Source organism: Microbacterium sp. VKM Ac-2870 (assembly GCF_015350795.1).
Taxonomy (GTDB): Bacteria; Actinomycetota; Actinomycetes; order Actinomycetales; family Microbacteriaceae; genus Microbacterium.
Genome location: NZ_JADKSH010000001.1, coordinates 559,908 through 576,768, shown reverse-complemented (window position 1 = coordinate 576,768; position 16,861 = coordinate 559,908). Strand labels below are relative to the sequence as shown.

The 16,861-nt window shown below is 67.7% G+C and carries 15 protein-coding genes; 9 read left to right on the top strand and 6 right to left on the bottom strand.

Annotated features, from left to right (window positions below):
- The 9 genes from uvrC (at position 1) to ITJ43_RS02775 (ending at position 8,529) form a co-directional block, all read left to right on the top strand.
- Positions 1-1,920 carry an excinuclease ABC subunit UvrC gene (gene uvrC / locus ITJ43_RS02815; RefSeq protein WP_194581936.1) on the top strand — a complete coding sequence of 640 codons (1,920 nt, stop codon included), beginning with the start codon at positions 1-3 and terminating at the stop codon, positions 1,918-1,920.
- Positions 1,921-1,965: 45 nt separating this feature from the next.
- Positions 1,966-2,841 carry an RNase adapter RapZ gene (gene rapZ, locus ITJ43_RS02810; RefSeq protein WP_194581934.1) on the top strand — a complete coding sequence of 292 codons (876 nt, stop codon included), beginning with the start codon at positions 1,966-1,968 and terminating at the stop codon, positions 2,839-2,841.
- A gap of 38 nt (positions 2,842-2,879) precedes the next feature.
- Positions 2,880-3,857, top strand: a complete 978-nt coding sequence (gene whiA, locus ITJ43_RS02805; RefSeq protein ID WP_194581932.1) for a DNA-binding protein WhiA — start codon at positions 2,880-2,882, stop codon at positions 3,855-3,857.
- 122 nt (positions 3,858-3,979) lie between these two features.
- Positions 3,980-4,609, top strand: a complete 630-nt coding sequence (locus ITJ43_RS02800) for a superoxide dismutase (protein ID WP_194582441.1) — start codon at positions 3,980-3,982, stop codon at positions 4,607-4,609.
- Between the two features lie 139 nt (positions 4,610-4,748).
- Positions 4,749-5,759, top strand: coding sequence for a type I glyceraldehyde-3-phosphate dehydrogenase (gene gap, locus ITJ43_RS02795; RefSeq protein WP_194581929.1), 1,011 nt, complete (start codon positions 4,749-4,751; stop codon positions 5,757-5,759).
- Between the two features lie 9 nt (positions 5,760-5,768).
- The gene (locus ITJ43_RS02790) at positions 5,769-6,986 is read left to right on the top strand and encodes a phosphoglycerate kinase (protein ID WP_194581921.1); all 1,218 of its coding nucleotides are present in this window, start codon (positions 5,769-5,771) and stop codon (positions 6,984-6,986) included.
- Complete coding sequence (gene tpiA / locus ITJ43_RS02785; protein ID WP_228495284.1) at positions 6,986-7,768, top strand: triose-phosphate isomerase; 783 nt, start codon at positions 6,986-6,988, stop codon at positions 7,766-7,768. Before ITJ43_RS02790 ends, tpiA begins: the two co-directional genes overlap by 1 nt.
- A gap of 156 nt (positions 7,769-7,924) precedes the next feature.
- The gene (gene secG / locus ITJ43_RS02780) at positions 7,925-8,173 is read left to right on the top strand and encodes a preprotein translocase subunit SecG (RefSeq protein ID WP_060958704.1); all 249 of its coding nucleotides are present in this window, start codon (positions 7,925-7,927) and stop codon (positions 8,171-8,173) included.
- On the top strand, positions 8,173-8,529 hold the full coding sequence (locus tag ITJ43_RS02775) for an RNA polymerase-binding protein RbpA (protein WP_194581917.1): 357 nt from the start codon (positions 8,173-8,175) through the stop codon (positions 8,527-8,529). The genes secG and ITJ43_RS02775 overlap by 1 nt, the downstream gene beginning before the upstream one ends.
- A gap of 18 nt (positions 8,530-8,547) precedes the next feature.
- On the opposite strand, the gene pgl is transcribed toward ITJ43_RS02775, so the two are convergent.
- From pgl to tkt, 6 genes are read right to left on the bottom strand one after another with little or no spacing between them, the layout of a single operon-like run.
- Positions 8,548-9,327 carry a 6-phosphogluconolactonase gene (gene pgl, locus ITJ43_RS02770; protein ID WP_194581915.1) on the bottom strand — a complete coding sequence of 260 codons (780 nt, stop codon included), beginning with the start codon at positions 9,325-9,327 and terminating at the stop codon, positions 8,548-8,550.
- Positions 9,328-9,335: 8 nt separating this feature from the next.
- Positions 9,336-10,277: a glucose-6-phosphate dehydrogenase assembly protein OpcA gene (locus tag ITJ43_RS02765; protein WP_194581913.1), complete on the bottom strand. Its 942-nt coding sequence runs from the start codon at positions 10,275-10,277 to the stop codon at positions 9,336-9,338.
- Positions 10,274-11,824: a glucose-6-phosphate dehydrogenase gene (gene zwf / locus ITJ43_RS02760; RefSeq protein WP_194581911.1), complete on the bottom strand. Its 1,551-nt coding sequence runs from the start codon at positions 11,822-11,824 to the stop codon at positions 10,274-10,276. Before zwf ends, ITJ43_RS02765 begins: the two co-directional genes overlap by 4 nt.
- A gap of 25 nt (positions 11,825-11,849) precedes the next feature.
- Complete coding sequence (locus ITJ43_RS02755; protein WP_194581909.1) at positions 11,850-13,469, bottom strand: glucose-6-phosphate isomerase; 1,620 nt, start codon at positions 13,467-13,469, stop codon at positions 11,850-11,852.
- A complete protein-coding gene (gene tal, locus ITJ43_RS02750) occupies positions 13,466-14,608 on the bottom strand; it encodes a transaldolase (RefSeq protein WP_194581907.1) in 1,143 nt (380 codons plus the stop codon). Before tal ends, ITJ43_RS02755 begins: the two co-directional genes overlap by 4 nt.
- Positions 14,605-16,683 (bottom strand): transketolase, encoded by a 2,079-nt coding sequence (tkt, locus tag ITJ43_RS02745; protein WP_194581905.1) that lies wholly within the window; start codon positions 16,681-16,683, stop codon positions 14,605-14,607. The genes tal and tkt overlap by 4 nt, the downstream gene beginning before the upstream one ends.
- Between the last annotated feature and the right edge of the window lie 178 nt (positions 16,684-16,861).

Below are 16,861 nucleotides of genomic sequence, written 5' to 3'. Positions count from 1 at the left end.
ATGGCCGACGCGCTCCCGTACAAGCCGCGGCCGGGTGAGATTCCGACCCAGCCCGGCGTGTACCGCTTCCGTGATGCGGACGGTCGTGTGCTCTACGTGGGCAAAGCGAAGAACCTTCGCGCGCGCCTGTCGAATTACTTCGCGCCGCTGCACACGCTGCACGAACGCACTCGGCGGATGGTGCTGACCGCGGCATCCGTCGAATGGACCGTCGTTGGCAGCGATGTGGAGTCACTGCAGCTGGAGTACATGTGGATCCAGGAATTCTCGCCGCCATTCAACGTGCGATACAAGGACGACAAGTCGTATCCGTACATGGCGATCACCCTGGCCGATGAGGCTCCGCGGGTGATCGTGACCCGCAACCGGCGCATTCCCGGTGCCCGCTACTTCGGGCCCTATCCCAAGGTGTGGGCGGTGCACGACACCATCGATCTGATGATCAAGGTGTTCCCGATCCGCACTTGCTCCGATGCGTCTTACAAGAAGGCGATGGCGTCGGGTCGGCCGTGCTTCCCTGGCCAGATCGGGCGGTGCGGCGGTCCGTGCTCGATGAAGGTGACCATCGAAGAGCACCGCGCGATCGTCGACGACTTCGTCGCTTTCATGGCCGGCGGAGACCAGCGTTTCGCCCGCGACCTCACCAAGCGCATGCGCGAAGCGTCCGCGGCGATGGATTACGAGTCCGCGGCCCTGTACCGCGATCGACTGCAAGCCATCGACGCGGTGCTCAGCCGCAGCTCGCTCGTGCTCGCCGAAGACACCGACGCCGACCTCTTCGGTATCGCCGAGGACGAACTGTCGGCGGCCGTGCAGCACTTCGTTGTGCGCGGCGGTCGCGTGCGCGGTGTGCGGGCGACGACGATCGACAAAGAACTCGACATCTCCGGTGCCGACCTCGTCGATCAGGTGATCCAGCGCACCTACGGTGCGGCCGCCGCGGGGGAGATCCCCCGTCAAGTGCTCGTTCCGACGCTGCCCGACGATGCCGCCGATCTGGAGCAGTGGCTCCAGGAACGCCGCGGCAAGAGCGTCACCCTTCAAGTCGCCCAGCGAGGTCGGAAGGCCGACCTACTGCGCACTGCGACCCTCAATGCGCAGCAGGCGCTCTTGCTCCACAAGACCCGCCGTACCTCCGACTACACCGCCCGCACCAAGGCGCTCACGGACCTTCGAATCGCCCTCGGGATGGACGAGGCGCCGCTGCGCATCGAGTGCTACGACGTCTCGCATCTGTCGGGTACCAACGTCGTCGCGTCGATGGTGGTCTTCGAAGACGGCTTGCCGCGCAAGGATCAGTACCGTTCGTTCGGCGTTCCCGAGACCACGGATGACACCGACTCGCTCTATCAGGTCTTGACCCGCCGGCTCGCCCACGTCGACCGCGACGACGCGGCATCCGACGCGGACGCCGCTGAGGCCGCCGTGACGGCGGATTCCGATCCCGATGCTCCGGTCGTGACCGACCGCAAGCGACCGCGGTTCGCCTACCGCCCGCAGCTGCTCGTCGTCGACGGTGGCGCCCCTCAGGTCGCCGCGGCGGCACGCGCCCTCGAGGATGCCGGTCACACAGAGATCGCGCTCTGCGGAATCGCGAAGCGGCTGGAAGAGATCTGGCTGCCCGGTGAGGAGTATCCGGTGATCCTCCCGCGCACCTCCGAGGCGCTCTACCTGCTGCAGCGGCTGCGCGACGAAGCGCACCGATTCGCGATTACGCACCAACGCAAGCGCCGTCGTCGCGATATCTCGAGCGTGCTCAGCGAGGTTCCGGGACTGGGGGATGCGCGGATCAAGGCGCTGTTGCGGCATTTCGGCTCCGTCACCGCCCTCAGCGCAGCGACCGCCGACGAGATGACTGCGCTCCCGGGCATCGGTCCCAAGCTCGCCACCGCGATCGAGCAGCGCCTGGCGAATCGATAGGCTGTCCTCATCCCGATCGACCCGCGACCCGTCCAGGGAGGGCACATGGCAGACGACCAGCCCGCCGGCGAGGTGCTCATCGTCACCGGGATGTCCGGAGCTGGCCGCACGACGGCTGCCAATGCTCTCGAAGACCTCGGGTGGTATGTGGTCGACAACCTGCCGCCCCAGATGCTCGGCCCCTTGCTGGAACTGACCGAACTGGCGGGTGAGGCCCTTCCGAAGCTCGCCGCCGTCGTCGACGTGCGCGGCCGTGACCTCTTCCGCGCGTTGCCGGCGGTGACCAGCGCGCTGCGCGCCGGACGCCCCCTGCGCGTACTGTTCCTCGATGCCGCCGACGATGCCCTGGTGCGCCGTTTCGAGTCGGTGCGCCGGCCGCATCCTCTGCAGGGCGACGGCACGATCCTCGACGGTATTCAGCGCGAACGCGACCGTCTGGGCGTCATCCGCGAGGGCGCGGATGTCATCATCGACACGAGCGCGATGAACATCCACCAGCTGGCGAACCGTGTCGTCGACCTCTTCAGCGAGGAGGGCGCCGCTCGGCACACGATCACGGTGATGAGCTTCGGTTTCAAGTACGGCCTGCCCACCGACGTCGATCTCGTCGCCGACATGCGGTTTCTGCCCAATCCGTTCTGGATTCCCGAGCTCAAGGGGCGAACGGGGGAGGAAGAGCCGGTGCGCGAGTACGTCCTCGCGCAAGAGGGGGCGATCGAGTTCATCGACGCGTACGCGGCCGCACTCCACCCTGTGCTTGCGGGCTACCAGCGCGAGAACAAGCGTCACTCGGTGCTCGCCGTCGGGTGCACCGGTGGCAAGCACCGGTCGGTGGTGACGGTGCTCGAACTGGCCGACCGGCTGGCGGAGGTACCGGGTGTGGCCGTTCGGGTGAAGCATCGCGACCTCGGTCGCGAGTAGGCTGGATCGTTGTCCCGCCCCCCGAACGAAGGATCGCCGTGTCGCCGACCGTTGACGTGAAGTCCGAGCTGGCCGCGGTCCGCGACCCTCGCCCCACGGCACGGGTGGCCGAACTCACCGCGATCCTCCGTTTCTCCGGTGGCCTGCACTCCATCGCCGGTCGCGTCGCGGTAGAGGCGGAGCTGGAGACCGATCCGCTGGCGCGTCGCGTGGCACGGGACATCATGGAGCTGTACGGTGTGCGTCCCGAGCTGCACCGCGTGCAAGCATCCGGCGGTCGCGCCGGTGGTCACTTCGCCGTGCGGGTGATCGAAGGCGGCGAGACCCTCGCTCGCCAGACCGGTCTTCTGGACGCGCGACGTCGACCCGTGCGGGGATTGCCGAACAAGCTCACGACCGGCGCTCGCCACGACTTGGCCGCCGTGTGGCGTGGCGCTTTCCTGGCCAGTGGCACCCTGTCCGACCCGGGCCGCTCGGCCGCCCTAGAGATCTCGTGCCCGTCGGGCGAAGCGGCGATGGCTCTCGTCGGAGCGGGGCACCGCATCGGCATTGCCGCGAAGGCACGTGAAGTGCGCGGCGTGCCGCGCGTCGTGGTGCGCGACGGCGAGGCGATCCGCATCGCCCTCGCCGAGATGGGCGCCGTCCAGACGGCGCAGGCGTGGGAGGAAATGCGCCAGCGCCGCGAAGTACGCGCCGGGGTGAACCGTCTGGTCAACTTCGACGACGCCAACCTCCGCCGTTCCGCACAGGCCGCCGTCGCGGCATGCGCACGCGTGGAACGTGCCCTGGAGATCCTCGGCGACGACGTGCCCGATCACCTCCGCGAAGCGGGAGAGCTGCGGCTCTCGCATCGCGATGCCAGCCTGGATGAACTCGGTCATCACGCCGATCCACCGCTGACCAAGGACGCCGTCGCGGGCCGCATCCGGCGTCTGTTGGCCATGGCCGACAAGAAGGCCGTGACAGACGGCATCCCCGGCACCGACGCCGCCGTGCCCGAAGGCCTCGAGGACTGACGCGATCGGTACATGTCGTTCTCAGAGGGAACAACCCCCTCGCCGGGGTGTTGCATCTCAATAGGATGGCAATGTCCATCGCCGCAGCGCAGTTGCGGCGCCGACGACAGGAAGAAGAGAACATGGCGATCTACACGCTGCCCGAACTCCCCTACGATTTCTCGGCTCTCGAACCGCACATCAGCGGCAAGATCATGCAGCTCCACCACGACAAGCACCACCAGGCCTACGTGACGGGTGCCAACACCGCTCTCGAGCAGCTCGCCGAGGCCCGTGAGACCGGCAACCTCGCAAACGTGAACAAGCTCGAGAAGGACCTTGCGTTCAACCTCGGCGGTCACGTCAACCACTCGATCTTCTGGACCAACCTCGCACCCGCCACCGACGGCGGCGGCGGCCAGCCCGAGGGTGAACTGAAGGCCGCGATCGACGAGTTCTTCGGCGGTTTCGACAAGTTCCAGGCGCACTTCACGGCGGCTGCGACCGGCATCCAAGGTTCGGGTTGGGCCGTGCTCAGCTGGGACCCGATCGGTGAGCAGCTGATCATCCAGCAGCTCTTCGACCAGCAGTCCAACACGGCACAGGGCACCGTCCCGATCTTCCAGCTGGACATGTGGGAGCACGCGTTCTACCTCGACTACCTCAATGTCAAGGCCGACTACGTCAAGGCCGTCTGGAACATCGCCAACTGGGGCAACGTCGCCGAGCGCTTTTCGACGGCGCGCGAGAAGACGACGGGACTGCTCAAGTAGTAGTCTCAAGACCAGGTGAGGATGCCGGGTCCCTCCCGGCGACGGGAGGTGACCCGGCATCCTTTTTCCTTCACACACAGAGTTCGCGACTGGGCGCGGCGAAACGCCGTCGTCGTCGTGACATGAAACGGGAGACAACGTGTCTGTCAAGATCGGAATCAACGGCTTCGGCCGTATCGGCCGCAACTTCCTCCGCGCCGCGCTGGAGCAGGGGGCTGACCTCGACATCGTGGCGGTGAACGACCTCACCGACAACAAGACCCTCGCCCACCTGCTGAAGTACGACTCCGTCGGCGGACGCCTCGACGCGGAGGTCTCGTACGACGAGGACTCCATCACCGTCAACGGCAAGGCCATCAAGGTCTTCGAAGAGCGTGACCCGGCGAACCTGCCCTGGGGCGAGCTCGGCGTCGACATCGTCATCGAGTCGACCGGCCGCTTCACCAAGGCGGTCGACGCGAAGAAGCACATCGAGGGTGGCGCGAAGAAGGTCATCATCTCGGCCCCCGGCACCGACGTCGACGGCACGTTCGTCATGGGTGTCAACGACGGCGAGTACGACTCGGCGACGATGAACATCATCTCCAACGCGTCGTGCACCACGAACTGCCTGGCTCCGCTGGCGAAGGTCTTCAACGACAACTTCGGCATCGAGCGTGGCTTCATGATGACCGCTCACGCCTACACCGCCGACCAGAACCTGCAGGACGGCCCGCACAGCGACCTGCACCGCGCGCGCGCCGCGGCGATCAACATCGTTCCGGCTTCCACCGGTGCTGCGAAGGCCATCGGCCTGGTGCTGCCCGAGCTCAAGGGCAAGCTGAGCGGCTCGTCGTACCGCGTTCCGGTTCCCACCGGCTCGATCGTCGACCTGACCATCGTCACCCCGACCGAGGGCCTGACGGCCGAGGTCATCAACGCCGCCTACAAGAAGGCTGCGGAGGAGGGCGAGCTCGTCGGTTACCTCAAGTACAACGAGGACGCGATCGTCTCGAGCGACATCCAGCTCGACCCGCACTCGTCGGTCTTCGACGCGGGCCTGACCAATGTCTCGGGCAACCTCGTGAAGGTGTCGTCGTGGTACGACAACGAGTGGGGCTACTCGAACCGCCTCGTCGACCTCACCGAGCTCGTCGCCGACAAGCTCTGAGGTTTCACCATGGCTTTGCGCACCCTCGCATCTCTGGGGTCGCTGGCCGGTAAGCGTGTCATCGTCCGTGTTGACTTCAACGTCCCCCTAAAGGACGGCGTCATCACGGACGATGGCCGTATCCGGGCAGCTCTTCCGACCCTCAACGAGCTCATCAACCAGGGCGCACGCGTCATCGCGTGCTCCCACCTCGGGCGCCCCGACGGGGCCCCCGACCCGAAGTACAGCCTCGAGCCCGTCGCCCAGCGCCTGTCCGAGCTGCTCGGCAAGCCGGTCGTGTTCGCGCGTGACACGGTGGGCACCTCAGCCCAGGAGGCGGTCGCCGCCCTCGAAGACGGCGACGTCACGGTCATCGAGAACCTCCGGTTCAACCCCGGCGAGACGGCGAAAGATGACGCGCAGCGCCGGGCCTTCGCCGAGGAACTGGCTGCCCTGGGCGACGCCCTCGTCTCCGACGGGTTCGGCGTCGTCCACCGCAAGCAGGCCTCGGTGTACGACCTCGCCGAGCTGTTGCCTTCGGCCGCCGGCTACCTGATCGAGAAGGAGGTCGACGTCCTCGACCGCCTGACCGAGACCCCGGAGCGTCCGTACGCGGTCGTGCTGGGCGGATCGAAGGTCAGCGACAAGCTGGGCGTCATCGCTCACCTGTTGCCGCGCGCCGACAAGATCCTCGTCGGCGGAGGGATGCTGTTCACGTTCCTCGCCGCCCAGGGTCACCCGGTCGGCAAGAGCCTGCTCGAGGCCGATCAGATCGAGACGGTCAAGGGGTACATCACCGATGCCGCAGCCCGCGGCGTCGAGCTGATCCTGCCGGTGGATGCCGTCATGGCATCCGGGTTCGCTGCCGACGCCGACCACGTCGTCGCCGCGGCGGACGCGCTGGAAGACACCCCCTACGGTGCCGACGGCATGGGCCTGGACATCGGTCCGCAGACGGCGGAGATCTTCGCCGCGGCGATCCGAGGGGCCAAGACCGTGTTCTGGAACGGCCCGATGGGCGTGTTCGAGATGCCGGCGTTCGCCGCGGGCACCAAAGCGGTGGCGAAGGCTCTCACCGAGGTGGACGGTCTGTCGGTCGTGGGCGGCGGTGACTCGGCTGCGGCCGTGCGTCAGCTCGGCTTCACCGATGATCAGTTCGGCCACATCTCCACCGGCGGTGGAGCGAGCCTGGAGTTCCTGGAGGGCAAGAAGCTCCCCGGGCTGGAAATTCTCGGATGGGAGAGCTGATGGCGCGCACCCCGCTCATCGCCGGCAACTGGAAGATGAACCTCGACCACCTGCAGGCGGTCGCGTTCGTGCAGAAGCTGCACTGGACGTTGAAGGATGCCGGCCACGAGGCCGGTTCGGTGGAGGTGGCGGTCTTCCCGCCCTTCACCGACCTGCGCACGGTCCAGACGCTGCTCGACGCCGACAAGATCCCCTTCGCGCTCGGCGCGCAGGACCTGTCGACGCACGACTCGGGCGCCTACACCGGTGAGATCTCCGGGGCCTTCCTGGCCAAGCTGGCCTGCCGATACGTCCTCATCGGACACTCGGAACGTCGTGAGTACCACCACGAGAGCGACGAGATCGTCGCCGCCAAGGTGCAAGCGGCACTGAAGCACGAGCTGGTTCCTGTGATCTGCGTCGGCGAGACGCTGGAGCAGCGCGAGGCGTCGGGACCCACCGCCGTCGCGGTGGCGCAGCTGCAGGCCGCCCTGGAGGGTGTGCCCGCCGATGCGGACATCGTCGTGGCCTACGAACCGGTGTGGGCGATCGGCACCGGTCAGGTGGCGTCTCCGGAGCAGGCGCAGGAAGTGTGCGTCGCGCTGCGTGAGGTCATCGCCGACAAACTCGGTGCCGATGCGGCGGCGCGCACGCGCGTGCTGTACGGCGGCTCGGTCAAGTCGGGCAACGTCGCGAGCTTCCTGCGGGAGCCGGACGTTGACGGCGCGCTGGTCGGGGGAGCGAGTCTCGTCGCCGACGAGTTCGCGGCGATCATCCGCTACCAGAAGCACGTCGGCGTCTGACGCCCGCGCTTTCGACTCGCTTCGCTTGCTCAACGACCGGGGGAGACCCTCCGGTCGTTGAGCGAGTGTCGCGGAATCGAGTCGAACGTGCACGTGCCGGTATACTCGACCTCTGTGCGCCCGACGACGCGGGCGCCGCGAAAGGCTTCATCGACTGTGGACATCCTCGAGTTCGTGCTGCAGGTGCTGCTAGGCATCACCAGCCTTCTGCTGACCTTGCTGATCCTGCTGCACAAGGGGCGCGGCGGCGGCCTGTCCGACATGTTCGGCGGCGGCATGAGCTCGGCGCTCGGCTCGTCGGGGCTTGCCGAACGCAACCTCAACCGCTTCACCGTGGTTCTCGCACTCGTCTGGTTCGTGGCCATCGTCGCCCTCGGACTCATCACAAAATTCCAGGGGCTCTAATGGCAACCGGCGGCAACGCGATTCGTGGCACCCGAGTGGGTGCCGGTCCGATGGGCGAGCAGGATCACGGACACCACGCAGACCGCGTCTCGGTGTCGTATTGGGACGCACTCGGCAATGAGACCGTGCGCTACTTCGCCGCCGGCATCACCGAGGACGAGATTCCCGAGACCATCGACTCTCCGCACTCCGGCCTGCCTGCCGGACGCGACAAGGAGAACCCGCCGGCGCTCGCCAAGTCGGAGCCGTACAAGACGCACCTCGCGTACGTCAAGGAGCGTCGCACCGAGGAAGAGGCCGACGCCCTCCTCGACGACGCATTGCAGCAGTTGCGCGACCGTCGCGGCCAAGCCTGACCGGCGCGCCTCGCGGCGTCAGAAGTCCTGATCGATGAGTTCGCCGGGAACGTTCGCCGCGGCAGCTTCATCGACGAAGAGCATCGTCTTCTTGCGACCTTTCGCTCCTGCAGCCGGCACGGTCTCATAGCTGGCGCCGGCAAGGGCGAGCCCCAGAGCGGCGGCTTTGTCGGTACCGGAGACCACGAGCCACACGCAGCGTGCTGAGTTGATCACCGGACGCGTCAGCGTCACCCGCACCGCCGGCGGCTTCGGCGCCTCCCGAACCGCGACGACCGCACGGTCGGTGACTTGGATCTCGGCGCGGTCGGGAAAGAGCGATGCGACGTGGCCGTCGGACCCGACGCCGAGGAAGCAGACATAGAACTCCGGCCAGGGCTGCTCCTCGTTGCCGTAGTCCGCGAGTTCGCTCGCGTACGCCAAGGCTGCGGCATCCGGGTCGTCGACGTCGTCGCTTCCGGGGATCGCGTGGACGTTCTCGGCAGGGATGGCGACCCGCTCGATCAGGGCCTCGCGGGCCGCGCGCTCATGCCGTTCCGCATCGCTGCGGGAGGCGAACACCTCATCGCCCCACCAGAGGTGGACCCGCGACCAGTCGACTTCCGCGCGCTGCGCGCTCGCGCCGGCCGCGCGCAGCACGGCCGTGCCGATCTGGCCGCCGGCCAGAGCGATATGCGTGGTCTTTCCCGCGGAGGTTCGCCGCGCGAGCCGTGACAGCAGTCGATCGGCGACGGCAGCCGCCAGCGTCGGGGCGTCGGGGCTGATCACAACGCGCTTTTCGGTCCACATCTGCGCCATCGGATCTCCTAGACCTCGGTCACGGTCGGGGGCCCCAGTAGCTCCCAGCCTTCCGTGATCACTCGACCATACAGGAGGTCAGGATCGAGCCTGCGCAGCTCCTCCGCGAGGCATTCGCGCAAGGTCCGTCGCGGCAGCACGATGTCGTGCGAGGGCTGTCCGGGCTGCGTGAGGGTGGCGTCGATGTCGTTCGTACGCTCGAGGACGATGTCGCCGCCGGGGCGCACGAGACGCACCTTCTGGATGCCGTGCTCCCACTCTTCCGGCGCGGAATAGCGCCACTGCACGGGCACCTCGAGCTTCAAGCGCAGCCACGCGGCGAGCAGCCCCGTCGACGGTGAGCTGCCCGCGCCCACGACCTCGACGGCCGTGACAGGCTCGTAGGGCGGCTGGTCGAGCACGGCAGCGAGCTGCTCACGCCAGTGGGTGAGGCGGGTCCACGCCAGATCGGTGTCACCCGGTGCATACGACGGGCCGAGGCTGGAGAGGCGGTCCTTCGCGTAGGGCTTCGTCGAGGCGTCGGTGATGCGCCGCTGAGCCATACGGCCGATGTCGGATGCCGCGGGCCGTGCCGGCGGGAAGTCCGGCCACCACGCCACGACGGGAGCGTCGGGAAGCAGCAGACCCGTGACGAGGCCCTCCTGGTTGCTGGCGACATCGCCCTGAGCGCGCAGCACCACGACCTCGCTGGCACCGGCATCCCCGCCCACGCGGATCTGCGCGTCGAGCTTCGCCTCGCCCTCGGGGTTCGCAATGAGCACGATGACGCGCATGGGGTGTTCACGGGACGCGTCGTTTGCAGCCTCGATCGCTTCCTCATGCAGGCCGTGCGTGGTCACGATGACCAGCGTCAGCACGCGGCCGAGGGCGACCGCGCCGCCCTCCTCGCGCACGCTGACGAGAGAACGGGCGATCTTGGACACCGTGGTGTCGGGCAGGTCGACGATCATGGACGCCTCCAGACGCGGCCGTCGCGGGCCAGAAGTTCGTCGGCGGATGGGGGTCCCCATGAGCCGGGGGAGTACTGCTCGAGGGGGCTGTCCTGCGCCGCCCAGTACTGCTCCACCGGGTCGAGGATCTTCCAGGAGAGCTCGACTTCTTCGTGGCGCGGGAACAGCGGCGGGTCGCCCAGGAGAACGTCCAGGATGAGGCGCTCGTAGGCCTCGGGACTCGACTCCGTGAACGCGTGGCCGTAGCCGAAGTCCATCGTGACGTCGCGCACCTCGTTGCCGGCACCGGGCACCTTGGAGCCGAACCGGATGGTCACGCCCTCGTCGGGCTGTACCCGGATGACGAGTGCGTTCTGGCCCAGCTCGAGGGTCTGATTGCGCTGAAAGAGAAGCTGCGGTGCCCGCTTGAACACCACGGCGATCTCGGTGACGCGGCGCCCGAGACGCTTGCCGGTGCGCAGGTAGAACGGCACCCCTGCCCAGCGTCGTGTCGCGATCTCCAGCTTGATGGCCGCGTAGGTCTCGGTGGTCGACGAGGGGTTCATACCGTCTTCTTCGAGGAAGCCGGTGACCTTCTCGCCACCCTGCCAGCCGCCTCCATACTGGCCGCGCGCCGTGGCGTGGGACAGATCGGCGGGCAGGCGTACGGCGGCGAGGACCTTCTCCTTCTCGGCGCGAAGGTCGGTCGCGTCCATCGAGATGGGCTCTTCCATCGCCGTCAGCGCGAGCAGCTGCAGCAGGTGGTTCTGGATGACGTCGCGCGCCGCGCCGATGCCGTCGTAGTAGCCTGCGCGGCCGCCGACGCCGATGTCCTCGGCCATCGTGATCTGCACGTGGTCGACGTAGTTCGCGTTCCACAGGGGCTCAAAGAGCTCGTTTGCGAAGCGCAGCGCCAGGATGTTCTGCACCGTCTCTTTGCCGAGGTAGTGGTCGATGCGGAAGATCGAATCGGCGGGGAAGGCGACCTCGAGAGTGGCGTTCAACTCGCGCGCGGTCTGCAGATCGCTGCCGAACGGCTTCTCGATGACGACGCGTCGCCACGCATCCGGGTTGTTCGACTTGTCGTCGACCAGTCCGGACTCCTTCAGCTGTTTGGCGACGATCGGGAAGTCACGGGGTGGGATCGACAGGTAGAACGCGTGGTTTCCCATCGTGCCCCGCTCGACGTCCAGCTTCTCGACCGTCTCGCGCAAGCGCCGGAACGCGTCATCGTCGCCGAACTCGCCGGAAACGAAGCGGATGCCCTGCAGCAGCTGCTTCCAGGTCTCTTCGCGAAACGGGGTGCGCGCGTACTGGCGGACCGCGTCGTGGACGACGTTCGCGAAGTCCTGATCCTCCCAGTCGCGTCGCGCGAAACCCACCAGGGCGAACCCGGGCGGCAACAACCCGCGGTTGGCGAGGTCGTACACCGCCGGCATGAGTTTCTTGCGGGACAGGTCGCCTGTCACACCGAAGATCACGAGGGCGCTGGGCCCGGCGATGCGGTTGAGGCGGCGGTCACCGGGGTCGCGCAGCGGGTTGTGGTCGCGCGAGATTTCGGCAGTCATCGAGAAAGACTCCTTGTGGCCGCGGCTACTGCGCGGCTTCGAACAGCGAAAGCACCTCGACCTGCGGATCGGTCAGGGTGAGGGTGACCACCGGACGTCCGTGTGCGACGAGAACCTCCGCGTCGCCGGCCGCTTGTGCGGTGACCAACTGACCGAACGTGAAGGGTCGCCCGGGTATTTCCAGATCGACCTCACCGCCGCCGATGATCTGCAGGAACACTCCGGTCGCCGGACCGCCCTTGTGGAACTGACCCGTCGAGTGCAAGAAGCGCGGGCCCCACCCGAACGTGGTCGGGCGTCCGCTGTCGGCCGCGATGAGCTCGCGAAGGCCGGCCAGCTGCGGGACCGAGGTGCGGTCGGCATACGCCTGCACCGCGACGTACCCGTCGGGTCCGAGTCGCGCCCACAGCGCGTCGAGAACACCGGCGAGGGTGCCCGATGCTGCGAGGGCCGCATCGGAAACCCGCACCTCGACCCCGTCGGTGGTGAACGCCGGCGGACCCGCCTCGGGGCGCGCGTCGAGCAGGCCGCGTGCGGCGACCTTGGCCGACTCGACGTCGGGCTGATCGAACGGATTGATGCCGAGCATGCGGCCGGCGACGGCGGTGGCGTACTCCCAGACCACGAACTGCGCGCCGAGCGATCCGCTGATGAGGATCTCGTCCGGGTGCTGCTCGATGATCCGGAAGTGCACCGCGTCGTCCACGAGTCGAACGATCTGGAGGTCGGCGGGTGTCTGGTCGACCTCGGGTGAGAGCGGCAACAGAACGACGGGCAGGATGCCGGTGCCGTTCTTTCCCGTCGACTCGGCGACGAGCTGCTCGATCCAGTCCGGAAGACCGACGATGTGCGTACCATCCGTCACGAGACCCAGCTTGTCGCGGCGCGGCTCGCCGCCCGCGATCGCGGCAGCGAGCGTGAGGGCGGGATTGCGCGGGTCGTCGATCGCCACCTCCAGGAGCGTGGCCTCCGCTTCGTCCAGGAGCTCGGCGATATCGACGCCGGCCAACCCGGACGGGACGAGCCCGAACGCCGTCAGTGCCGAGTAGCGGCCGCCGACATGGGGATCGGCAGTGAAGACGCGGTAGCCGGCGTCACGGGCCGACTGCTCCAGCGGCGATCCGGGGTCGGTCACGACGACGATGTGCTCGGCCGGATCGATGCCGAGATCCGACCACGCTGCTTCGAACGCACGACGAGCGGAGTCGGTTTCGATCGTGGACCCCGACTTGGAGGCCACGACGAGCACGGTCTGTTCGAGTCCGCCGCTTTCGGCGTCACCGTCGATGGCGGCGAGAACCTGCGCGGGATCCGTCGAATCGAGGATCACGAGCGGCACGCCGGCCGTCCGCGTGATGACCTCCGGCGCGAGCGACGAGCCGCCCATGCCGGCCAGAACGATCCTCGTCAGCCCGCGCGCCACCAACTGCTCGCGCAGCGCCGTGATCTCCGCCACCAGCGGTCGTGAGACGCTGACCGCATCGACCCAACCGAGGCGAACGGCGGCCTCCGCCGCGGCGTCCGGGCCCCAGAGGTCGGGGTCGCCCGCGGTGATGCCACTCGCGACGAGGCTGTCGACCAGGCCCGGCAAGGTCTTCTCGACGACGTCCTTGACGTGCCCCGAGACGTGGATCTCGAAACTCACCGGCTGGTCTCCGGAGCCTCGGCGAGCGCCGCCGCGACCGTCTGCTTGAGGTCCTGCCACGACGCGATGAACTTCGCGACGCCTTCGTCTTCGAGGGTCTGGGTGACATCGTTGATGTCCACACCCAGGTCGGCCAGCTGGGAGAAGACCAGGTGCGCGTCCTCGTAGGCGCCGGTGACGGTGTCACCGGTGACGACGCCGTGGTCGAACGTCGCCTCGAGGGTCTTCTCGGGCATGGTGTTCACCGTTCCCGGAGCGACGAGTTCGGTCACGTAGAGGGTGTCGGGAAGAGCCGGGTCTTTGACGCCGGTGGACGCCCACAGGGGGCGCTGCACGTTCGCACCGGCGGCGATGAGCTCTTGCGCGCGCGGCTCCGCGAACGCCTTCTCGAACAGCTCGTACGCCAGGCGTGCATTCGCGAGGCCGGCACGGCTCTTGAGGGCCTCGGCGTCCTCACTCTCGAACGCGGATAGACGCTTGTCGACCTCGGTGTCCACGCGCGAGACGAAGAACGAGGCGACCGAGTGGATGCCGGACAGCTCGTGGCCGTTCGCCTTCGCCTTCTCGAGTCCGGCGAGGTAGGCGTCGATGACCTCCGCGTAGCGCTCCAGCGAGAAGATCAGCGTGACATTGACCGAGATGCCCTCGGCGATGACCGCGGTGATCGCCGGGAGCCCCGCCTTCGTCGCGGGGATCTTGATGAGCGCGTTGGGACGGTCGACCTTCGCCCAGAGCTTCTTGGCCTCGGCGACCGTGGCATCGGTGTCGTGCGCGAGGTCGGGGGAGACCTCGATCGACACGCGGCCGTCCACCCCTCCCGTAGCGTCGAAGACACCGCGGAAGATGTCGGCGGCGTCACGCACGTCGGTGGTGGTCAGCTCGAAGATCGCCGCGTCGACATCGGCACCCGACGACGCGAGGACGGCCAGGGGGGCGTCGTACGAGTCGTCGTTCTTGTTGCCGATGGCGGCCTGGAAGATCGACGGGTTGGTCGTCACGCCCGACACGTTGCGCGACGCGATCAGCTCGGCGAGGTTGCCGGACGCGATGCGGGCGCGGGAGAGGTCGTCGAGCCAGATGCTGACGCCGGCGTCGACGAGCTGCTGGGTCGGGGTCGAGCCCGAAGTGGGGGTGCTCATGCGTTCTCCTTGACGGTTGCGCGGGCCGCTTCCACGACCGCGTCGGTGGTGATGCCGAACTTCTGGAACAGGGTCTTGTAGTCGGCCGAAGCGCCGAAGTGGTCGATGCCCACCGTGCGACCGGTGTCGCCGACGATCGCACGCCACAGCGGCGTCGATCCGGCCTCCACCGACACCCGCGCCTTCACAGCGGCCGGGAGTACGCTCTCGCGGTACGCGGCATCCTGCTCGGCGAACCACTCCAGCGACGGCGCCGAGACGACGCGCGCCCCGATGCCCTCGGCGGCCAGCGTCTCGCGTGCGGCGACAGCCAGCTGAACCTCGGAGCCGGTGGCGATCAGGATGACGTCCGGCTCGCCGTTCTCGGCGTCGATCAACGTGTACGCGCCCTTGGCGACGCCGTCGGTCGATGCGAAGCCGTTCTCTCCGCGCGGGAACACCGGGATGTTCTGGCGGGTGAGGGCGATACCCACCGGGCTACCCGTGGGGCGTCGCATGATCTCCAGCCACGCGGCAGATGTCTCGTTGGCGTCTGCCGGTCGCAGAACCGTGAAGTTGGGGATCAGGCGCAGCGTCGAGAGCTGCTCGATCGGCTGGTGGGTCGGTCCGTCTTCACCCAGGGCCACGGAGTCGTGGGTCCAGACGAAGATCGACGGGATGTCCATCAGGGCCGCCAGGCGCACCGGGGGACGCATGTAGTCGCTGAAGATCAGGAACGTTCCGCCGAACGGACGCGTGGGACCGTGCAGTTTGATGCCGTTGACGATCGAGCCCATGGCGTGTTCGCGGATGCCGAAGTGCAGGACCCGCCCGTACGGGTCTCCCGACCACTCGTGGGTCGACCACTCGGCGGGGATGAACGACTTCGCGTCCTTGATGGTGGTGAGGTTCGACTCGGCGAGATCAGCCGACCCGCCCCACAGCTCGGGCAGCTGAGCGGCGAGGGCGTTGATCACCTGTCCCGAGGCGGCACGGGTGGACACTTCTTTGCCCGATTCGAACACCGGCGCGGAGAGGTCGGCGGGCAGCTCGTGCGCCTCGAGGCGGTCGAGCAGGGCCTTGCGCTCGGGGTTGGCGGCGGCCCAGGCGTCGAAGTCCGCCTCCCAGGCGCGGCGGACCTCGGCGGCACGGTCCTTCAGGGCGCGAGTGTGGGCGATGACATCATCGGCGACGACGAACGAGCGCTGCGGGTCGAAGCCGAGCACCTTCTTGGTCGCGGCGAGCTCGTCGGCACCGAGCGCGGAGCCGTGGATCTTGCCGCTGTTCTGCTTGCCGGGCGAGGGCCAGCCGATGATCGTCTTCAAGATGATGAGCGAAGGCTTCGAGGGCTCGCCCTTAGCTGCCTCGATGGCCGCGTAGAGCTCCGCGACGTCTTCGACATACTCACCGGACTTCTTCCAGTCGACCACCTGCACCTGCCAGCCGTAGGCGGCGTAGCGAGCGGCCACATCCTCGGTGAAGGCGACATTGGTGTCGTCTTCGATCGAGATCTGGTTGGAGTCGTAGATGGCGATCAGGTTGCCCAGCTCCTGGTGGCCGGCGAGGCTCGATGCTTCGCTGGTCACACCTTCCTGCAGGTCGCCGTCGCCGGCGATCACGTACACGAAGTGGTCGAAGGGGCTCGTGCCTGCCGGAGCCTGCGGGTCGAACAGGCCGCGTTCGTAGCGGGCCGCGTAGGCGAATCCGACGGCCGAGGCGAGGCCCTGGCCGAGGGGGCCGGTGGTGATCTCGACGCCCTTCGTGTGGCCGTACTCGGGGTGGCCGGGCGTGAGCGAGCCCCACGTGCGCAGAGCTTCGAGGTCGGACAGCTCGAGGCCGAACCCGCCCAGGTAGAGCTGGACGTACTGGGTCAGCGAGGAGTGCCCCACCGAAAGAATGAACCGGTCGCGGCCCAACCAGTGCGTATCGGTCGGATCATGGCGCAGCACGCGCTGATACAGCAGGTATGCGGCCGGAGCCAGGCTCATCGCGGTGCCGGGGTGGCCGTTGCCGACCTTCTCCACAGCATCCGCGGCCAGCACGCGGGCGGTGTCCACCGCGCGCCGATCGATCTCATCCCAAGCCAGTTCCGACACGTGGTGCCCTTTCGAAAAGAGGGAGTGCGGCCGAATAGTGCGCCGGCCCGCACGAAGTCGTATCGCGTTCGGCCGGCGCTCGGCGGCGCCTGTGTTTTCAGCTTAGCGAAGAGGGACGGGGTGGGAGCCCGGTGTGTCGTCCGGGACTATGAATCGCGCCGCAGCACAGCGAAATCCC